This window comes from Deinococcus aquatilis DSM 23025, assembly GCF_000378445.1.
In the GTDB taxonomy this organism is placed as follows: domain Bacteria; phylum Deinococcota; class Deinococci; order Deinococcales; family Deinococcaceae; genus Deinococcus; species Deinococcus aquatilis.
In genome coordinates, this window is the sequence record NZ_KB899697.1 from 48,219 (window position 1) to 64,605 (window position 16,387).

The 16,387-nt window shown below is 62.6% G+C and carries 13 protein-coding genes; 8 read left to right on the top strand and 5 right to left on the bottom strand.

Annotation, left to right across the window (positions count from 1 at the left end; genetic code table 11):
• Nucleotides 1-6: 6 nt before the first annotated feature.
• The 5 genes from F561_RS0102625 to F561_RS0102645 all read right to left on the bottom strand — a co-directional run bounded on the left by F561_RS0102625 (nt 7) and on the right by F561_RS0102645 (nt 5,358).
• Complete coding sequence (locus tag F561_RS0102625; protein WP_019008385.1) at nt 7-795, bottom strand: nucleotidyltransferase family protein; 789 nt, start codon at nt 793-795, stop codon at nt 7-9.
• A gap of 80 nt (nt 796-875) precedes the next feature.
• On the bottom strand, nt 876-1,871 hold the full coding sequence (locus F561_RS0102630; protein ID WP_019008386.1) for a GDP-mannose 4,6-dehydratase: 996 nt from the start codon (nt 1,869-1,871) through the stop codon (nt 876-878).
• A 62-nt stretch (nt 1,872-1,933) separates the two neighbouring features.
• Nucleotides 1,934-3,496, bottom strand: a complete 1,563-nt coding sequence (locus tag F561_RS0102635; protein WP_019008387.1) for a hypothetical protein — start codon at nt 3,494-3,496, stop codon at nt 1,934-1,936.
• On the bottom strand, nt 3,493-4,965 hold the full coding sequence (gene pelF, locus F561_RS24600) for a GT4 family glycosyltransferase PelF (RefSeq protein ID WP_019008388.1): 1,473 nt from the start codon (nt 4,963-4,965) through the stop codon (nt 3,493-3,495). Before pelF ends, F561_RS0102635 begins: the two co-directional genes overlap by 4 nt.
• A gap of 99 nt (nt 4,966-5,064) precedes the next feature.
• Entirely contained in the window at nt 5,065-5,358 is a 294-nt protein-coding gene (locus F561_RS0102645) for a hypothetical protein (RefSeq protein ID WP_157451498.1), read from the bottom strand.
• A gap of 965 nt (nt 5,359-6,323) precedes the next feature.
• On the opposite strand from F561_RS0102645, the gene F561_RS0102650 reads away from it, so the two are divergent.
• The 8 genes from F561_RS0102650 (at nt 6,324) to F561_RS0102685 (ending at nt 16,263) form a co-directional block, all read left to right on the top strand.
• Nucleotides 6,324-8,597 carry an AfsR/SARP family transcriptional regulator gene (locus F561_RS0102650; RefSeq protein ID WP_019008390.1) on the top strand — a complete coding sequence of 758 codons (2,274 nt, stop codon included), beginning with the start codon at nt 6,324-6,326 and terminating at the stop codon, nt 8,595-8,597.
• Between the two features lie 58 nt (nt 8,598-8,655).
• Nucleotides 8,656-9,384, top strand: a complete 729-nt coding sequence (locus tag F561_RS0102655; RefSeq protein ID WP_019008391.1) for a hypothetical protein — start codon at nt 8,656-8,658, stop codon at nt 9,382-9,384.
• A 123-nt stretch (nt 9,385-9,507) separates the two neighbouring features.
• Entirely contained in the window at nt 9,508-10,593 is a 1,086-nt protein-coding gene (locus tag F561_RS0102660; protein ID WP_157451499.1) for an ATP-grasp domain-containing protein, read from the top strand.
• On the top strand, nt 10,590-11,726 hold the full coding sequence (locus F561_RS0102665; RefSeq protein WP_019008393.1) for a phosphoribosyltransferase domain-containing protein: 1,137 nt from the start codon (nt 10,590-10,592) through the stop codon (nt 11,724-11,726). The genes F561_RS0102660 and F561_RS0102665 overlap by 4 nt, the downstream gene beginning before the upstream one ends.
• Nucleotides 11,723-12,487 carry an HAD-IIB family hydrolase gene (locus F561_RS0102670; protein ID WP_019008394.1) on the top strand — a complete coding sequence of 255 codons (765 nt, stop codon included), beginning with the start codon at nt 11,723-11,725 and terminating at the stop codon, nt 12,485-12,487. The genes F561_RS0102665 and F561_RS0102670 overlap by 4 nt, the downstream gene beginning before the upstream one ends.
• A 185-nt stretch (nt 12,488-12,672) precedes the next feature.
• The gene (locus F561_RS0102675) at nt 12,673-13,764 is read left to right on the top strand and encodes a cysteine protease StiP domain-containing protein (RefSeq protein ID WP_019008395.1); all 1,092 of its coding nucleotides are present in this window, start codon (nt 12,673-12,675) and stop codon (nt 13,762-13,764) included.
• A 41-nt stretch (nt 13,765-13,805) separates the two neighbouring features.
• Nucleotides 13,806-14,732 (top strand): aldolase/citrate lyase family protein, encoded by a 927-nt coding sequence (locus tag F561_RS0102680; RefSeq protein ID WP_019008396.1) that lies wholly within the window; start codon nt 13,806-13,808, stop codon nt 14,730-14,732.
• Nucleotides 14,733-15,033: 301 nt separating this feature from the next.
• Nucleotides 15,034-16,263 (top strand): branched-chain amino acid ABC transporter substrate-binding protein, encoded by a 1,230-nt coding sequence (locus F561_RS0102685; protein WP_019008397.1) that lies wholly within the window; start codon nt 15,034-15,036, stop codon nt 16,261-16,263.
• The last annotated feature ends 124 nt before the right edge of the window (nt 16,264-16,387 follow it).

The following is a 16,387-nucleotide window of genomic DNA, read 5'->3' on the forward strand; positions in this document are numbered from 1 at the left end:
TGCCGCCTAGTTGCTGGGCTGCATGGCCCGCAGATCGGCAGCCTCCGGAATTTCACAGGGATTGAAGCTCGGCTGACCCGAGGCGAAGCCCGGCATGAGCTGAACCTGACGCGTACTGAACTCTGCATTGGCGCGGTCGTAGTCTTCGGGGCGACCAATATCGAGCCAGTAGCCATTGAAATGGAAGCTGGACGGATGCTGATCTCTGGCGAGCAGATCCAGCACCAGATCATCGAAACCGAAGGGCTGACCCGGCGCGTAGTTTTTGAGGGTATTGCGCGAAAAACCGTAGATGCCCATGCTCACCATGAAATCGAAGACGGGCTTTTCACGGAACCGGATGATTTCGCCTTCCTGAATATCCAGCACTCCAAATTCACTGCGGACTTCGCGTGCGTAGGTCGCCACCGTGACGGGCGCTTTGGAGGCCATGTGCTGACGCAAGAGTTTGCCGTAATCCAGGTCGGTCAGCACGTCTCCGTTCATGACCAGAAAGTGTTCGGGCAGGGTATGGAGTGCGCCCAGCAGCGGCCCGATGGTGCCCAGCGGCGACGTTTCTTCGAGGTAATTGACATCCAGGCCCCAGCGCCCGCCGTCGCCCACGAAGGCCCGGATCAGCGGCCCCATGTGCCCGATTGCCAACGTGACGCGCCGGAATCCAAAATGCGACAGCTGATGCATCACGATTTCCAGAATGGAAAAACGGTCACCGATGGGCACAAGCGGCTTGGGAACGCAGGTCGTGTAGGGAAGGAGCCGGGTGCCTTTTCCGCCTGCCAAAATAACTGCGTGCATAGGAGCCTCCTGTGGGGCGTGTCCTGTGAGCTGTGGGAGATGGGGGAACTGCCGGGCGGTCAGAGGGGCAGAAGCAGGCGCTAGACCACGTACATTCCGGTGCGGTAATGGGCGAGATTGCTGCTGTCCAGGAACCAGGTGCTGGTACGCTCCAGGCCCGAACGCAGCGGATATTCGGGCTGCCATCCGGTCACGCGGCGCAGTTCCCCGCTGTTGCTCACGAGGCGCATGACCTCCGAGGCGTCGGGGCGCAGGCGTTGGGTTTCCTGCTCGACCTCGACCTGACGGCCCATCACGTCGGCAATGGCTCCGATCAGTTCGCCCACCGAGACCTCGACTCCGGTGCCGGTATTGAAGGTGCGCCCCACCACGTCGGTGGCCTGTGCGTTGCCCACCGCCAGGAAGGACTTGGCCGTGTCGGACACGTAGTTGAAGTCGCGGGTGGGGGCCAGAGAGCCGACCTTGACCACCGGGGCGCGGGCCGCGATCTGGCTGATGATGGTGGGAATGACGGCGCGGGCCGACTGACGGGGGCCGTAGGTATTGAAGGGCCGCAGCGTGACCACCGGCAGGCCGAAGCTGAGGTGGTAGCTTTCGGCCAGTTTATCGGCCCCCACCTTGGACGCCGCGTAGGGCGACTGCGCCTGCAACGGATGCGTTTCGTGAATCGGCACCTGACGGGCCGTGCCGTAGACCTCACTGGTACTGGTATGGATGATGCGCGGCGTGTGCAGGTCGCGGGCAGCTTCCAGCACGTTCAGGGTGCCCACCACGTTGGTCTGCACATAGGAATGCGGAGCCTGATAGGAGTACGGAATGGCGATCAGGGCGGCCAGATGGTACACCACCTCCGCGTCACGCATGCACTCACGGACCGAGACCGGGTCGCGCACATCTCCCATCACGACCTCCACGTTTTCCAGAACATCCGGCGGCAACTGATCCAGCCAGCCCCAGGAGTTGAACGAGTTGTACAGCACCATCGCCCGCACCCGCACGCCGCTTCTGACCAACGCTTCTACCAGGTGGGAGCCGATAAATCCTTCTGCACCTGTGACTGTCACGAGCTTGTTCATGAAATCCCCTTAAAAAGATGGTCTGAGAAGAGCGAATTGAGAGACGGCTTCAGCGCAGGCAATCAACCGAGATTGCGAATGTCCATCAGGGAGAGCCACATCAGGCCCAGCAGGAGCGCCAGCACGCCGCCTGCGCTGAGGGCGTAACTGCCCACCACATCCAGATGCCCCAGCAGGAGTCCCAGTTGTGCGGCCAGGGCCAGAGTCCAGGCCCCCAGCACCCGGTACAGCGCCCCAAAATTGATCAGCAGGCCGCTGAGGAGCAGCCCCACCGCCACTGCCAGGTGTCCGGTGATCAGCAACCACGAGGGGTGCTGGAAGCCGAACTCGGGGGCCAGAATGCGGGCCAGCACGTAGCCGACAAACAGGAGGGCGGCGTACTGAGAGCAGACCTTCAGAACCTGCCAGGCACTCCTTCCGACGATGCTGCCCACCGTTCCAGTGGTGCTGGCCTGCTTTTTCAGAGCGGCGTGGATTCGGCGCACACTCAGTTCCAGCACGCCCATGCTCAGGACCAGTGGGGCCAGGCTCCACGAGAGGCCCAACATTCCGGCAGAGTCGGCAGAGGAAAACTGGGCAGAGTTGGCAAAGGGATGCAGCAGCGCCAGCGACAGAAACCCGGCGCACAGCCAGCCGTACCCCGCGTGGGGCAGTGCCCGCCGCCAGGCCAACCGACCCAATTTCCGGGCAGAGGGCGCTGCCAGAGGAACACCCCGCACCCGTGCCGACTCTGCCTGTGCCGCTCCGATCAGGGCCGGGCGACTGCTGTAGAAGGCGGCCACCACGGGCAAACCCACTGCCAGCGCCAACACCACTGCGGCCTGCTGCGGCGCATTGCCGGGCACCACGCCCCCGGAGAAAACTGCCTGGAGGGCCATCCAGGTCAGGGCAGGCAGCAGACTGATGACCAACAGAACTTCGCTGCTGAGCACCAGGAGGGCGGTGGCCGCAGCCAGATATCCTGCGATAGCGAGCGCCACGACACCTACCTGCACCGCATCTTGCCCCAGGAGCAGGGCCACTGCCGCCGCCACCACGCCTGTCAGGGCCACCGCGCCTGTTCCGGCCCAGCGCAGCATTCTGGAGGCCTCCGCCGGACTGGTCGCCAGCCCCAGGTAGCCCAGATACGCCACGCTCTGCATCCAGCCCCAGCCGAAGAAACTGGAAATCAGCAGTCCGAGGCCCGCACCCTGAATGTTGCTGAGGCCCGTGCTCTGGCCCGCCTCATAAAGTGCGTTGCCGCCCGTTCCGTTCCAGCCCAGTGCCAGAACCGCAGGCGACCACACTGCCGGAAGCAGATAGATCACGCCGCGCATCAGGTCGCGCAGGGCGGAACTGGGGCGCAGAGTGTGCGCGGCAGGCCGGGCCAGCGTCGGTGGGCGGTAGGGCACCAGTTGAAACAGCCGCTCGGCACAGGCAAAGACGCTGGGGTCGCCGTAACGTTCCTGGATCAAAGCGTCGGTATAGCCCTCGGCCTCCAGAATCGCGGCCAATTCCTGCGGCTGAAGGGCATGCAGGCAGTCGTGGTTCAGGTGCCGCGACAACACGGCCAGCGGGTCGGTCGATCGGCGTTCCGCGCCGCGCCGGGCCGCAGACGCGGAGGTGCGCAGTGGGGCCGAGGTCATGACACCCACCGCGACGTGCTGCCCTGCAAAACCACATGGGGATAGATGTGACGGTAGACGTGCAGGAAGCTTTCCAGCGTGAACTGTGACAGCACCCGCGTTCTGGCCGCCCGGCCCAGGCTGTCGCGCAGGCCCGCATTGCCCAGTAGCGTCAGGCTGGCCTGCGCCACCGCCCCGTGATCCCGGGAGGGCACGATCAGCCCGGTGCTGCCCAGCGCCTCAGTCACGCCGCCCACGTCGGTGGCAACGGTGGCTTTTCCCGAGGCCATCGCCTCGATCAGGGTGTAGGGAAAACCTTCCGAGATACTGGTCAGGGCCACCATATGTCCGGCGTGATAGGCGTCCACCACCTCCTCGATGCGGCCTTCGAAGGTGGCCGCCCCCCTCAGTCCAAACTGATCGATCATGGCCTGACAGTGCTGCGCGTATCCCTCGTTGCCCTTCGGCACAGCCCCGAACATCCGCAGCCTCGCATCGGGCATGGCCTCGCGCACCACGCCGAAAGCCCGAATCAGCGTGCCCAGATCCTTCAGCGGATCGATGCGGCCCACCCAGCTGATGGTCGGGGCACTGGGTTCCTCGGTGGGAACAGGAAAGAAGGCGGGATTGATGCCGTTGTAGACGGGCCGAATGCGGTCCGGGTCGGCCCCGTTGCGCACTTCCCAGCGTTCGTTGTAGTGCGATCCGGGCGTGATCAGGTCGGCCATCTGGTAGGCCGCCGAGGTCAGCAGGCGGTAAAAGCGCATCAGGAACGACTTGAAGGCAGGTGTGTGGGTGCTGTGGCGCATCTCCAGAAAGCGTTCGCGCAGATAGATGCCGTGTTCAGTCAGAACGAACGGCGTGCCGTAGGCCCATTTGCAGGTAAACGCCAGCAGCGGACTCAGGCCATTGGACGCCGCGTGGCACAGATCCACTCTGGGCGGTGGGCAGGAGAGGGGCCGCAGAAAATGCTCCAGCCAGATGCTGGCCTGCAGGGCGTCGTCGAGGGTGGGTTGCAGCAACAGGTCGCCCTGACGCTCCATGACGCTGGAGTTGCGCCCGTAGGTGCGCCACATCTGATAGAGCTGAACCGTATTGCGCCGCGTCGTCAACGCCTGCGTCAGGTCTCCGAGTTGAGCGTACTCGAAGATTTTACGCAGCGCCGCCAGAAACAGTCCGGTGTCGTTGGTGCCGATCAGCAGGCTGTACAGCAACTGGGCATAGGCACCATCAAGCGCGTCCTGATGGCGTCGGCCATGCCCACTTCCAGATTCACGGCTCCACGAAGGCACGTCCCACAGCGGCACACTCACGAGTTTTTGCACGTTGGGCGGCAGCTTCCAACCGTCCAGGCTGATCCGCTGGCCGCTGATGGCATACACATCGAAGGAGTGTTCGGGCAGACCGGCAATCAATTGATCGCACCACACGCTCACGCCGCCCTGCATATGCGGGTACGTGCCTTCACAGAGCAGCGCGATTTTGATCATTCAGGCCTCCGGACTGGGCATGGACAGAGCAATGCAGGAACATCTGCGGGCAGGACAGGCAAGGCTCTCTGTGACTGGTGCCTGTGCAAATGCTCCCCATTACGGATCAATTTCAAGGTGGGCGTAGGCGCTTCTGGTGGGCCAACTGAGGTGCTCACGGGCCTCAAGTTCATCAAGTCGGCGGCTCTGGGCGGCGCACAGGAGTTGGAGCCGCTGAAGCTCTTCGGCCATCACGTCCAGCCTTGGAGCCGTTGCGGCGGACTGAACTCTGAGCGGAGCAAAGTGTGGTTGACCCACAGCATGCTCAGTGCAGGAAACAGTCTGGGAGAACACAAAATCTGTCATGAAAGCGGGGTCGATCTGGGTGATTTCGGTGTAGTTTCTGTCGGTCATAGAGGCTTTCTCCTTGTACTGAGCGCAACAGATTCGGGCCAGAACCCTGATTACACGCCCGTCCGCCGTGGTCACACGTGGTGGGCCAGATCCGCAGATGGGATACCGGGCATTGAGGCCAAAGCTATTTGCTCCTGTACTCTAATTATGAGAAGGGTATGACTGCGTTAAATCCAACGATGTGGCATCAATCCTTCATCAAAAATAGGTGGCTTTGCCAGAAAACTCATGTCCGGTAAATTGGACGAACAGCTACATATGAGCCAGAAATGAGCCGTCCAGTAAGCGGTTCCCACGTTGCTGGAGCATCAGTACACACGCTGTAAAGCGGCAGAGAGCCTGTAACGCTTATGACTTCACCAGCTCCACTGAACAGCTGGAAACCGAGGTCAAAGAGACTGACCTGAGCCGGTTGATCCTTTTCTGGACAGCTTTTTAAACCAGGAATCCACAGGGATGACCCGTCAGATGACCAGATAGAGCAACCAATTAGAACGGCAAACCCGAAGGAATCAGGCTTTAGGGCAGATGAAGGTCGAAAGCTGGCCTTAATGTTTCACTTCGGTCATTTGGATTGAGGTGAATTTAACGTTTGATTGACGTTGGAAACGTTCCACTGCTGTTAACATGAGAAGCAACGGAAAGCCTTCCTTTTTGATCCTCATGTTTGCAGTTCGTTGTTTTGTGCTGCGTTTGCAGCCGTCTCAACTCGCCTGATGGTGCGCCGCTTCCCAACAGTAGGCGTTGCAACGCACAGCTCCGGCGACGGGCAACAGAGCTTGAGTCTTTTGCAAAGTAAACAGAACTGAGAACTCAAGAAGGTCAAGAGAACAGATGTGACACGCCTATGGATGACCGTACGCTGATCATGCACTGATCATTTGGCAATCACTAGATTTAAATGACCTGACAGCCCCAACTGACTTCTCCTTCCTTCGTTCAGCCACCTTTTCAGGGAGTTTTTTATGCTGACCATTCATTTGCTCGGGCACAGTTATCTCGACAAAGACGGCAAGCCGGTCAACGCATCGCTGAAGGCTGTGGCTCTCTTGATCTACCTGACCCTACAGAGACGCCCCCAGCACCGTGAGCATCTGGCCGAATTGATGTGGAATACCCCTGACGCCCTGCGGAACCTGCGGGTCGAGCTGCACCGACTGCGCCACCTCGATCTGGACCTGTTTCCGTCGCATCAACCGCTGCTGGAGGCGGCCCTACCCACCGATCTGGACCGCTGGCTCAGGGAGGCCGACCATCTGCCTGATTCGCGCCTCAGCGAGTGGCTGTCGCAGGGCAGCGGGTTGCCGCTGAGCGGTCTGGAAGATCTGGGATCGACGGCCTTCCGCGAATGGGTGGACAGCCAGCGGTGGGTGATCAGTCAGGAGGTCGAGGCGGCCTTCTCGCGGGTCTACGCCCGTTCAGTGCAAAATGGACGACTGGCAGCGGCAGGACTGATCCGGGCGCGGGCCGAACAACTTGGCATGCAACTGCACATCACGCCAGCGTCCAGCCGTCCTCTGGGCACTGTGAAATTTGAGCGCACCGAACTGACCCGGCGATTCCGGCATCTGCTGGACCGCGCCCGAGAAACGCCGCAACTGGTGATTCTCAGTGGCCGCAGCAGCGAGGGCAAACGCGAACTGATTCAGGGTGCGGTGGCCGGAAGCGACTGGCAGGCCCTTCAGATGCAGGCATCACCGCACCCGGAGTTGCAGCGGGCAGCCTTTTTACACCAATTGCTGCGCCTGCTGCCCCCCGAACGGCACGCCGAAGCCCACGCCCTGTTGGCCCAGCCCGGTCACCGCGAAGAGGATCTGGTGCGGGCCTGGACACTGGTGGCGGCTGCCGGACACCCGCTGGTGATCGCCATTCACGATATAGAGCAGGCCACCCCATTTATCACCACCAGCATGCAGTTCGCCATGAATCTGCCCAGCAGCCTGATGCTGGTCCTGTCGCCCTCCTCGGCAGCCGGGCAACACGCCCTGCGGGACGCGCTGGGCACGCTCGACCGTTCGCGCCTGCATCATCTGGAGCTGTCGGCGCTGGCCGTGCATGAAGTGATGGACGCCGTCAGCGAGCGACAACAACTGCTGAGTCCTGACCAACGCCGTGCCTACGCGACCCGCGTGGTACAGCAATCGGACGGCCTTGACCTGCACGCCCGCGAACTGATCGAGGCCGATCTGGACCTGCCCGGCACCCGCCTGCCACTCCCCACCGGTGTACGTGACGCCCTGCTGGGGCAGCTTGGAGCGCTGGCGCCCTCCTTCCGCAGTGCCCTCGCCCGCCTGAGCCTGATGTACGGCCCACTGGATTCGGCTGTGGCCCACGTGCTGCTGGGATCAGACGCCCCGGCGGTGCTGGCTCAGGCGACCGCGCTGGGCCTGCTGACGACCGCTGCGTCCGAGGAAACCGTGCGGATGCCGGGGCTGATCTATCAGGTCAGCGATCTGGAAGACGGGCTGTGTTTTTCCAGCGAACTGCTGCGGGTGGCCCTGGCCGGAACTCTGAGCAGCAGCGAACGCCGTGAACTCAGAACCCTGCTGGCCGCCTACCACCTGCCTCTTCAACCTGCACTGGCCCGGTATTACGCGGCGCGGGCTGGCCTGACCGATCTGGCCGCGCAGGCCAGCGCCGGACTTCCCACCCCGCCCGCTGCCGCAGCGACCCTGGCCTCTCCCTCGGCACCCACTGCGGCCCTGGCCCGCCGTACCACCGATCCCAGCCAGCATGAACCCGAGGGCATGCAGATCACGCGCACCGAGCGGCGGACCTGCAACGGGTACCGGGTCGCCACCGAGCGCGGGCACCTCCAGATTCTCAGAAATGGTCTGTATGCCCAGCCGCCACTCCTGCGCCTCGTGTGGCCTTCGGTGCCTGCGGGCAACTGGGACATGGTGGCCCGCCTGGACGTGCAAAACAGTGCCACTGAACTGGAAGGGGCAGGCACTTCTTACGCTTTTGCCGTTCGGGTAGGCAGCGGCCCTCAGGTGGTCTACACCCGGCACGACGCCTACGAACTGCAAAGCGGCCAACAGCTCGGCGCACAGGTGCCGCTGGGCTGCTGGTTCGCGCTGGCCGGAACTGGCGACGGCGGACCACTGGAACTGAGTATCCAGTCGCTGGACATCGCCCTGACCATTGCCGCGTGGCGTTGGAACGGCCTGACGCTGCTGCCGCTGCAAAAAGCGAACAGCGCCGGACAACTTGCTGGACGGGCGGCGCTGGCGGGATAGGTCTGGAAGCAGCGTTCCCGCCACAGCACCCAGCCTCCAAACCGGGCAGAATCAGGCCATGACCTCGCCCGCCCCAGACGCTGCCATTCAGAAAGGACGCAAACTGATTCACCTGTACCGCCGGGGGGTGGGTGGCGAGCGCCAGAACGCGGGACGCCTGCTGATGACGCATCTCCGGACCCACGACCTGACCCTCTATGATCTCGATCCCAGCCTGCCCGTCTCTCAGGAGGTGGCGGCGCTGGATTCCTGGCGCGAAACAGCCTCTCTGATGACCCGCCTGGGCACGCCAGAACAAGATGAGGTGCTGACCCAACTGGTCGATGCCGAAGACCTGACCGAAACTGAACTGCGCAAGCTGCTGGACGCCGTGGACCTGAACAAGCTGGCCGAGGTTCGCGCCGATGGCTGGGCCTATACCCACGCCGCCGACTCGGAGCAGTACCGGCAGGCCGCCCGCACCATCAAACCCGCAGAAGTGCTGGCCCAGACAGGCTCGTTGGCTCAGCGGATGCAGAACGCCACCGTCGCGGCACACTTCCGCCTGATTCACCCTGAGCGCCATATTCGCGCCAGTGGCCCAGTGCAGCAACGCTTCGTGCTGGGGCTGGTGCGTGGTCTGACCGGACAACCCGGCGAAATCACCGAAACGGGCGTACGGGCCTATATGGATGTAGAACAGCTCTCGCGTCTGCGGGCACTGCTTTCTCAGTACGGCGGACAGGCCGAGGACGCCGCCCTCCGCGCTGCCGAGCAACTGGGGCAACAGCTGGGGCAGGCAGGATAGAAACGCAGGTTGGCTTCCAGACCTGACAAATTAAAGATAAATTAATCTACGCCTCTGCTGTCTGAATGACCCCATTCCGGCAGTACCGATCTCCTCTTCCCCTTCCCACCCAACGAGATGCCCATGACCACGCTGTTGCCCACCTCCGAGCGGCCCTCCACCGCCCTGCCCAAAGTCCTCTTCACCAAAAATTTCAGCGTGACCTCTGCCCAACTTGCAGCGCTGGAAGGCGCTCCATACGAGGTCTGGGCCAGCCACACCGACCCCGATCACGGGATGCTGGCCGCCGCCCCACACACGTTTCTGGAACCGCGTGGTCTGCTGGGCGACGACTACGCCGCGTGGCTGCTGTCGGCCTGCAAGGAGCGGGGCATCACGCTGGTCGTGCCCGGCAAGGAGCGCGAGCGGTTGGGGCACTGGCAGCCCGCCTTTGCCGAGGCGGGAATTGCCCTGATCGTGCCCGCAGACGAGGCCACGCAGCGACATCTGGAACGTAAAGATGAATTTTTGCGGAATTGGGACACCTCTATTCTGCCCATTCCGCGTTGGACGACCTTCGATACCTCCGACAGCTTCGAAGCGGGCCTGAGCGCCCTCAAGGTGGACGGCGTGCGCCTGTGCCTCAAGCCTGCGCGGGGCATCTATGCCAGCGGGTTCCGGGTACTGATGGAGCGGCCCGACCTGAATTCCTTTCTGAAAGGCGAGCTGTACCAGATGAGCGTGGCGGCGGCGCGGGAGATGTTCGCGGGCCAAACGCTGCCCACCATGCTGCTGATGCACACGCTGGAGGGGGCCGAACGCAGCATCGACTGTGTGGCGTGGCAGGGCCGCCTGATCCGCGCCGTGGTGCGCCGCAAGGGTGAACACGGGCAACGCCTGGAAGACCGCCCCGATCTGGTCGCCGCCGCCGCAAAGATTGCCCAGACCTACCAGCTCAGCGGCATCTTCAATTTCCAGACCAAAGACGACGGTCTGCGCGTGCCGCACATGCTGGAGATCAATGCACGGGCCTCCGGCGGCCTGCGCTACAGCATGGCAGCGGGTATCAATTTTCCGCGCCTGCTGCTGGACGCGGCCACGGGCACGCTGGACTGGGAGGCGCTGCCAGCCGTCCGCACGGGCCTCAGCGTGGCCGAAGACAAGGTGGTGCGCGTGATGGGTATGGCGGAACTGGCAGACACTGGGGTAGCAGAAGCGGCGGCAGGATGACCGTCAGCCCCGAGCTGGAAACGCGGGAAGTCATCTTGCCGAGTGGCACGCTGAGGCTGAGGTTAGAAACGGCCACCGCGCCGCTGGAGAGCCTGCTGACCTACGCCGTGCGCCGCAACCCCAAACGCGGATTTCTGTTTGTGAGCCGGGTGCTGGGCAAGCACATCCCGATTGCGCCGGAAGTGGCGGCCCGCACCTACCGCACGCTGGCCGCCGCCCTGCCCGAGTTGCACGCGCCGCACTTCATCGGGCTGGCGGAAACGGCCACCGCACTGGGTGAGGGCGTATTCCGGGCGTGGCTGGACGGGAAGCCGAACCCCCAGAGTGGGCAGACCAGATCCGGCACGTTTCAGCACACCACGCGCTACCACACGCAATTTCCGCTGCTGCTGCGCTTTGATGAACCGCATTCGCACGCGCCCGCCCATCTGGTCTACGATCCCGGCCCGGCAGCACGCGCCGCCACCGAACTGGTCCTGATAGACGATGAACTGTCCACGGGCACGACCCTGCAAAACCTGGCCGCCGCGTGGCTGGAACTGCACCCACACGTTTTGCGGGTGGTGCTGGTCAGCCTGACCGACTGGTGCCCGCGCCGCCGCGAACTGGCCGAGTCACTCGGTGTGCAGGTGGATTTCGTGAGTCTGACACGCGGTGAACTGTCTTTTATGCCCGACCCCGACTGGCATCCTGCCGCCCTGCCTGCGGTGGTGGGCAACGGAGCCGACAAGACCGCGCTCCTGCCCGCCCAGAGCGCCCGCTACGGCCACCTGACTGCCCTGCCCACGCTGGACACGCTGGGCCTGACCTTCCATCCCACCGACCGCGTGCTGGTGCTGGGAACCGGGGAATATCAGTATCCGGCCTTTGCACTGGCAGGCGTTCTTGCGCCCGGAGTGGCCTCCTGCCTGTGGAACGCCACCACCCGTAGCCCGATCCTGCCGGGGCTGGCGATCAGGCACACCCTCAGCTTCACCGACAACGTATCGGACGGAATCCCCAACTTCGTGTACAACGTGGACCCCTCCGCCTATAGCCGGATTCTGGTGGCCTATGAGGGGGCGTGCTTGCCTGGTCCGGCACTGATGGCCGCGCTGGGGCCACACGCGCAGGCCGTGAGGCTCAGTCCATGAGTACCATCGTCGCCTTTGCAGATCTGGACGACACTCTGTTCCAGACGCTCCGCAAGTTGCCGGGGGCCGACCCGCGCACGCTGACGCCCGCCACGGTCAATACTCAGGGCGAGGCACACTCGTTTTGCACGCCTACACAGGCTGAACTCCTGCGGCTGCTGGCCTGTGGCGGCGTGACCGTCATTCCCGTCACCGGGCGCGACCTCGCGGCGATGGCCCGCGTAACCCTGCCTTTTTCATCCTGGCGAATCGTGGATCACGGCCTGACGTTGATTGCGCCGGATGGAGCGGTAGATGCGGAGTGGGCCGCCCACGTCCGGGCACACCTGCACGACCTGCAAGACGCTCTGGCCGCCGCCACCGCCCACCTTGAAGCCCATGCCGCCCGCCTCGGCTGCCGCCTGACCCGCCACCACGCCCACCAGTTGCCGTTCATGACTGTGCTGAAGCACCCCGAGGCCCACGCCGGGGCACTGGAGGAACTGCAACTGCGCTGGGAAGGATTTCTGGTAGACCAGAATCTGGCGGATCTCCAGATTATTGCCAACGCCAACAACGTCAGTGTGCTGCCGCGTTCGCTGGGCAAGCTGGAAGCCGTGCAGCACCTTCGCCAGCGGCAGTTTTCAGATGCCGTCCTGACCTTTGGCCTGGGCGACAGCCTCAGCGATCTGGCCTTCATGAGCGCCTGCGATTTTGCGGTCACGCCGCCCAGAGGTCAACTCCTGCGGGCAGTGAATGCGGCCAGATTGCCTCAGCGGTAGCCCGACAACTGTATACCGGTCACTGTATAGACTCAGGCCTCCATCGGCTGACAAACATGTTGGATGCTGCGACCAACCTCATCTATTGACCTGTCATGATCTGCCTGCATTCGGAATCATTCCTTTCATTCTTCCCGGAGACCTTTTCCTATGACTCCCATAACCGTTTCCCCGTTGATGCCTGCATGACGCCAGAAGCTGACGCTCACCTGACCGCTCCACACCCTCAGGCACACACTCTGGCCCATACCCTGCCCGCTGACGACGCGCAGGTCCATCTGCGGGCCGCACAGCCGCATCTAGTCAGTGTTCAGGAAAAAGAGCAGCTGTTGCGGGAAGGCGTGTCGTACGGCAAACTGCTGACGCCCGAGCAGGTGCCCAGCAACGTACAGACAGCGGCCTACCACGAAGCCCTGACCCGCAACGGCGAGCGTGTGGGAGCGCTTCTGGCTAGCCTGACGGCAGAACTGTTGGCGACCTACACCCAGCCCGTTCTGGTATCGCTGGCCCGCGCCGGAACCCCGGTAGGTTGTGCCATGCGCCGTCTGGCCCGCCGCTGGGGGTCTGATCTGCCGCACCATACGCTCAGCATCATCCGGGGCAGCGGCATAGACCGGGCTGCGCTGGACGCCGTGCAGCGCCAGCATCCGCACGGGCAACTGATTTTCGTGGATGGCTGGACCGGCAAGGGCAGCATTTACGGGTCGCTGAAGGGCAGCCTGCCTGCCGAGGTGCCCACCCGCCTCGCCGTGCTGAGCGACCCGGCGGGAGTGGCCCTGCACGCCGCCACACACGACGATCTGCTGCTGCCACACGCGGCGCTGAATGCCACCGTGTGCGGCCTGCTGAGCCGAACTTTTATGACCCCGGAAGGCGGCCTTCACGCGGCGCGAATAGAAGAACAGTTGCGTGGACACGACCGGACGGCGGAGTATCTCGGGGAACTGGACGCCGTGACCGACGCTTTTGCGCCTGACTTTCACCTGCCTCTTGGCCCGCGCCCACAGCAGCCTTACGATGAAGTCACTGCGTTGGCCGCCGCCCTGGGTGTCACCGACCCGCATCTGGTCAAACCCAGTGTGGGCGAGGCCACGAGGGTCTTTTTGCGGCGGCAACCCGCCCACCTGATGCTGCGTGAGGCCAGTCATCCCGACACGCTGCACCTGGAGGCGTTGGCGCAGGCCGCATCCGTTCCAATCACGCTGCATCCCACACTGCCCTACCTTGCTGCTGCCCTGATCGCTCCCTCTCTGATCGCCCCTGGAGGCCCCCGCTGATGCCTGTGCCTGTCTCTACACAAACTCTTGCTCCAGGGGCAATGAATCCTCGGGCGCTCAATCCCTGGGCACTGGGCGCGAGCCTCTATGCACCGGCCACCCGTGACGACCTGGTACAACTGGGCACCGATAAATATCCTCTGCTGTCCAGCCTGATCTACTGCACAGAAGACGCTGTGCGCGAGGAAGATGTGCCGCGTGCAATGGCGAATCTGGCCCGCGCCCTGCCCGAGCTTCCCCCGCCCGGCACCGGCCCCCTGCGCCTGATCCGCGCCCGAAATCCAGAAGTGCTGGCGCAGTTGCTGACGATGGATCTGCACGGGATCAGCGGCTTTGTGCTGCCCAAAACGCACGACGGCAATCTGGCGACCTACATGCGCCATCTGCACCGCGACGAACACGCTCACCTGTCGGTGCTGCTGACCCTGGAAACCCGCGAGGCGCTCAGTGAGCACCGGATGGCCTGCCTGCGCGACCTGATCTTTCAGGAAAGCTGGCAGCATAGAATTGCCTGCCTGCGAATTGGCGGCAACGACCTGATGCACGCACTGGGAGTGCGCCGCACGCCGGGACGCACCCTCTACGAAGGGCCGCTGGAACGGGTCATCAGTATGTTGATCGGCGTATTCAAGCCGTACGGGTTCATGCTTTCCAGTCCGGTCTACGAGGTGTTTGAAGACCTGACCACGCTGGCCCGTGAAGTTCAGCAGGACCTCGAATATGGGCTGTCGGGCAAAACCATCATTCATCCGGTACAGCTGACCACTGTACTGAACGGCTACCGAGTAACCGAGGGCGACCTGCAAGAAGCCCATGCAATTTTGGCCGAAGATGCACCTGCCGTTTTCAAGATGAATGGCCGGATGTGTGAGCCAGCCACCCATACGCGTTGGGCGCAGGACATCCTGATTCGCGCGGAGCAGTACGGGACCCTCCCCCCCCTGCGGCATGAAGCCCTGCATTTCTGAAATTCACTGCCCGAAATCGCCTCGATAATTTTTCGTTCCGATATAACTAGAAATCAGAAAAATCAACTCAAAGTATGTCCTTCTATCTTTTTCGCCCAGATCGTAACAGAAATATCAGCCATATCAGATCATCTCAGAATGACTTGTGTTTTATTTATCGCCGCACAGGATAAATTTAGAAGTCAAAGTAAATCATAAAAAGAGTACAGCAGTGTAGACCGGACGCAAAGTTTTGTGGAAAGTTCGTGATTGTGGGCCACAACTGTAAGAGGGGTGTAGGTGGTGCTTACTAGATTGGCGTATGCACCGTAATGAAACCCCTTCCAAGGCCGTACTGACAGGCACGTTCGTTCGTCATCTTTCAGTTGGCCTGAGTGTTTCGGCCCTGATCTTGGGTGGAGCGCAGGCGGCCACCATCAAATTGGCGACCATCAGTCCCCTCAGCGGCAGCCTGACGGCCATCGGATCGGAGGTCAAGCGCGGCGCAGAATTGGCCGTACAGGAGCAGGCCAAGGCATTCAAAGCGCTCGGGCATGATCTGGTCTTGGCCCCCTTCGATGACCAGGCCTCGGCCACACTGGGGGCGCAGATTGCCGGAACCGTGATGGCCGACAAGAGCATTCTGGGCGTGGTGGGTGCGCTCAACTCCAGCGTATCCAACGTGGTGGCCGCCGCCTTTGCTCCGGGCAAGCTGGCAATGATTTCGCCTGCCAGCACCAACGACCAACTGACGCGCAACAACTGGATGCACTTCAGCCGCGTGGTCTCTGCCGACAGCGCACAGGGTGTGGCCGCTGCAAACTACATTGCCGACGAACTCAAGGCGAGCAGCGTCTACGTGATCTCTGACAACACCGCGTATGGCAACGGTCTGACCAAAGTCCTGCTGACCAACCTCAAGAAGCGCAGTGTGAAAGTGGCCGACTATGCGGGCGCGTCCACACCATCCCAGATCGCCGACGTGATCAAAAAGGTGAAGCTCAGCAAAGCCAACGTGGTCTACTTTGGCGGCACCGACGATACGGGCGCTGTACTGGTGAAAGGACTGCGCACCGCTGGCGTCAAGGCCACCTTCATGGGCGGCGACGGGCTGGACTCGCCCAGCTTTCTCAAACGCGCCGGAATCGCGGGCGCAGGCGTGGTGTACACCACCGGCTTTGGCCCGGTCAGCGCTTTCTCCAACGCCCTGACCTTTACCAACAAGTACCAGGCGGCCTACGGAGCCAAGCCCAGCGGAGTCGCCGTCTATGCCTACGACGCCGCCAACGTGATGCTGGACGCCATGAAAAGCGCCCTGAAACAGGCGGGCACCGTGCCCACGCGCTTGCAGGTGGCCGAAGCCGTGCGTAAGGTCAACCTCCCCGCCTGCTTCGACGGCGACACCTCCAGTTGCGTGACCATCACGGGCGCAGTGGGCTTTTCCAGCACCGGCGAGCGGATGCGTTCGCGCCTGCTGATCATGAAATTCGATGATCTGTTGCAGGCACAGGTGGCCAAGATTCAGATCGTCAATGCAGAAAGCCTGAAGTAAGCAGAGAACCTGAAGTAACCGTCTGAAGTTCCGACGCTGCTGGTATCAAAACCGATCAGTTCAGAGAGAGGCATCCAGGATTGCGCCAGATGCCTCTCTCTGAGCTTGGTCTATTTCGCTGAAT

What these genes read in the sequence shown, in the direction of transcription:
- F561_RS0102625 (WP_019008385.1), bottom strand. Translation starts at nt 795, where the DNA reads ATGCACGCAGTTATTTTGGCAGGCGGAAAAGGCACCCGGCTCCTTCCC.
- F561_RS0102630 (WP_019008386.1), bottom strand. Translation starts at nt 1,871, where the DNA reads ATGAACAAGCTCGTGACAGTCACAGGTGCAGAAGGATTTATCGGCTCC.
- F561_RS0102635 (WP_019008387.1), bottom strand. Translation starts at nt 3,496, where the DNA reads ATGACCTCGGCCCCACTGCGCACCTCCGCGTCTGCGGCCCGGCGCGGC.
- pelF (WP_019008388.1), bottom strand. Translation starts at nt 4,965, where the DNA reads ATGATCAAAATCGCGCTGCTCTGTGAAGGCACGTACCCGCATATGCAG.
- F561_RS0102645 (WP_157451498.1), bottom strand. Translation starts at nt 5,358, where the DNA reads ATGACCGACAGAAACTACACCGAAATCACCCAGATCGACCCCGCTTTC.
- F561_RS0102650 (WP_019008390.1), top strand. Translation starts at nt 6,324, where the DNA reads ATGCTGACCATTCATTTGCTCGGGCACAGTTATCTCGACAAAGACGGC.
- F561_RS0102655 (WP_019008391.1), top strand. Translation starts at nt 8,656, where the DNA reads ATGACCTCGCCCGCCCCAGACGCTGCCATTCAGAAAGGACGCAAACTG.
- F561_RS0102660 (WP_157451499.1), top strand. Translation starts at nt 9,508, where the DNA reads ATGACCACGCTGTTGCCCACCTCCGAGCGGCCCTCCACCGCCCTGCCC.
- F561_RS0102665 (WP_019008393.1), top strand. Translation starts at nt 10,590, where the DNA reads ATGACCGTCAGCCCCGAGCTGGAAACGCGGGAAGTCATCTTGCCGAGT.
- F561_RS0102670 (WP_019008394.1), top strand. Translation starts at nt 11,723, where the DNA reads ATGAGTACCATCGTCGCCTTTGCAGATCTGGACGACACTCTGTTCCAG.
- F561_RS0102675 (WP_019008395.1), top strand. Translation starts at nt 12,673, where the DNA reads ATGACGCCAGAAGCTGACGCTCACCTGACCGCTCCACACCCTCAGGCA.
- F561_RS0102680 (WP_019008396.1), top strand. Translation starts at nt 13,806, where the DNA reads ATGAATCCTCGGGCGCTCAATCCCTGGGCACTGGGCGCGAGCCTCTAT.
- F561_RS0102685 (WP_019008397.1), top strand. Translation starts at nt 15,034, where the DNA reads ATGCACCGTAATGAAACCCCTTCCAAGGCCGTACTGACAGGCACGTTC.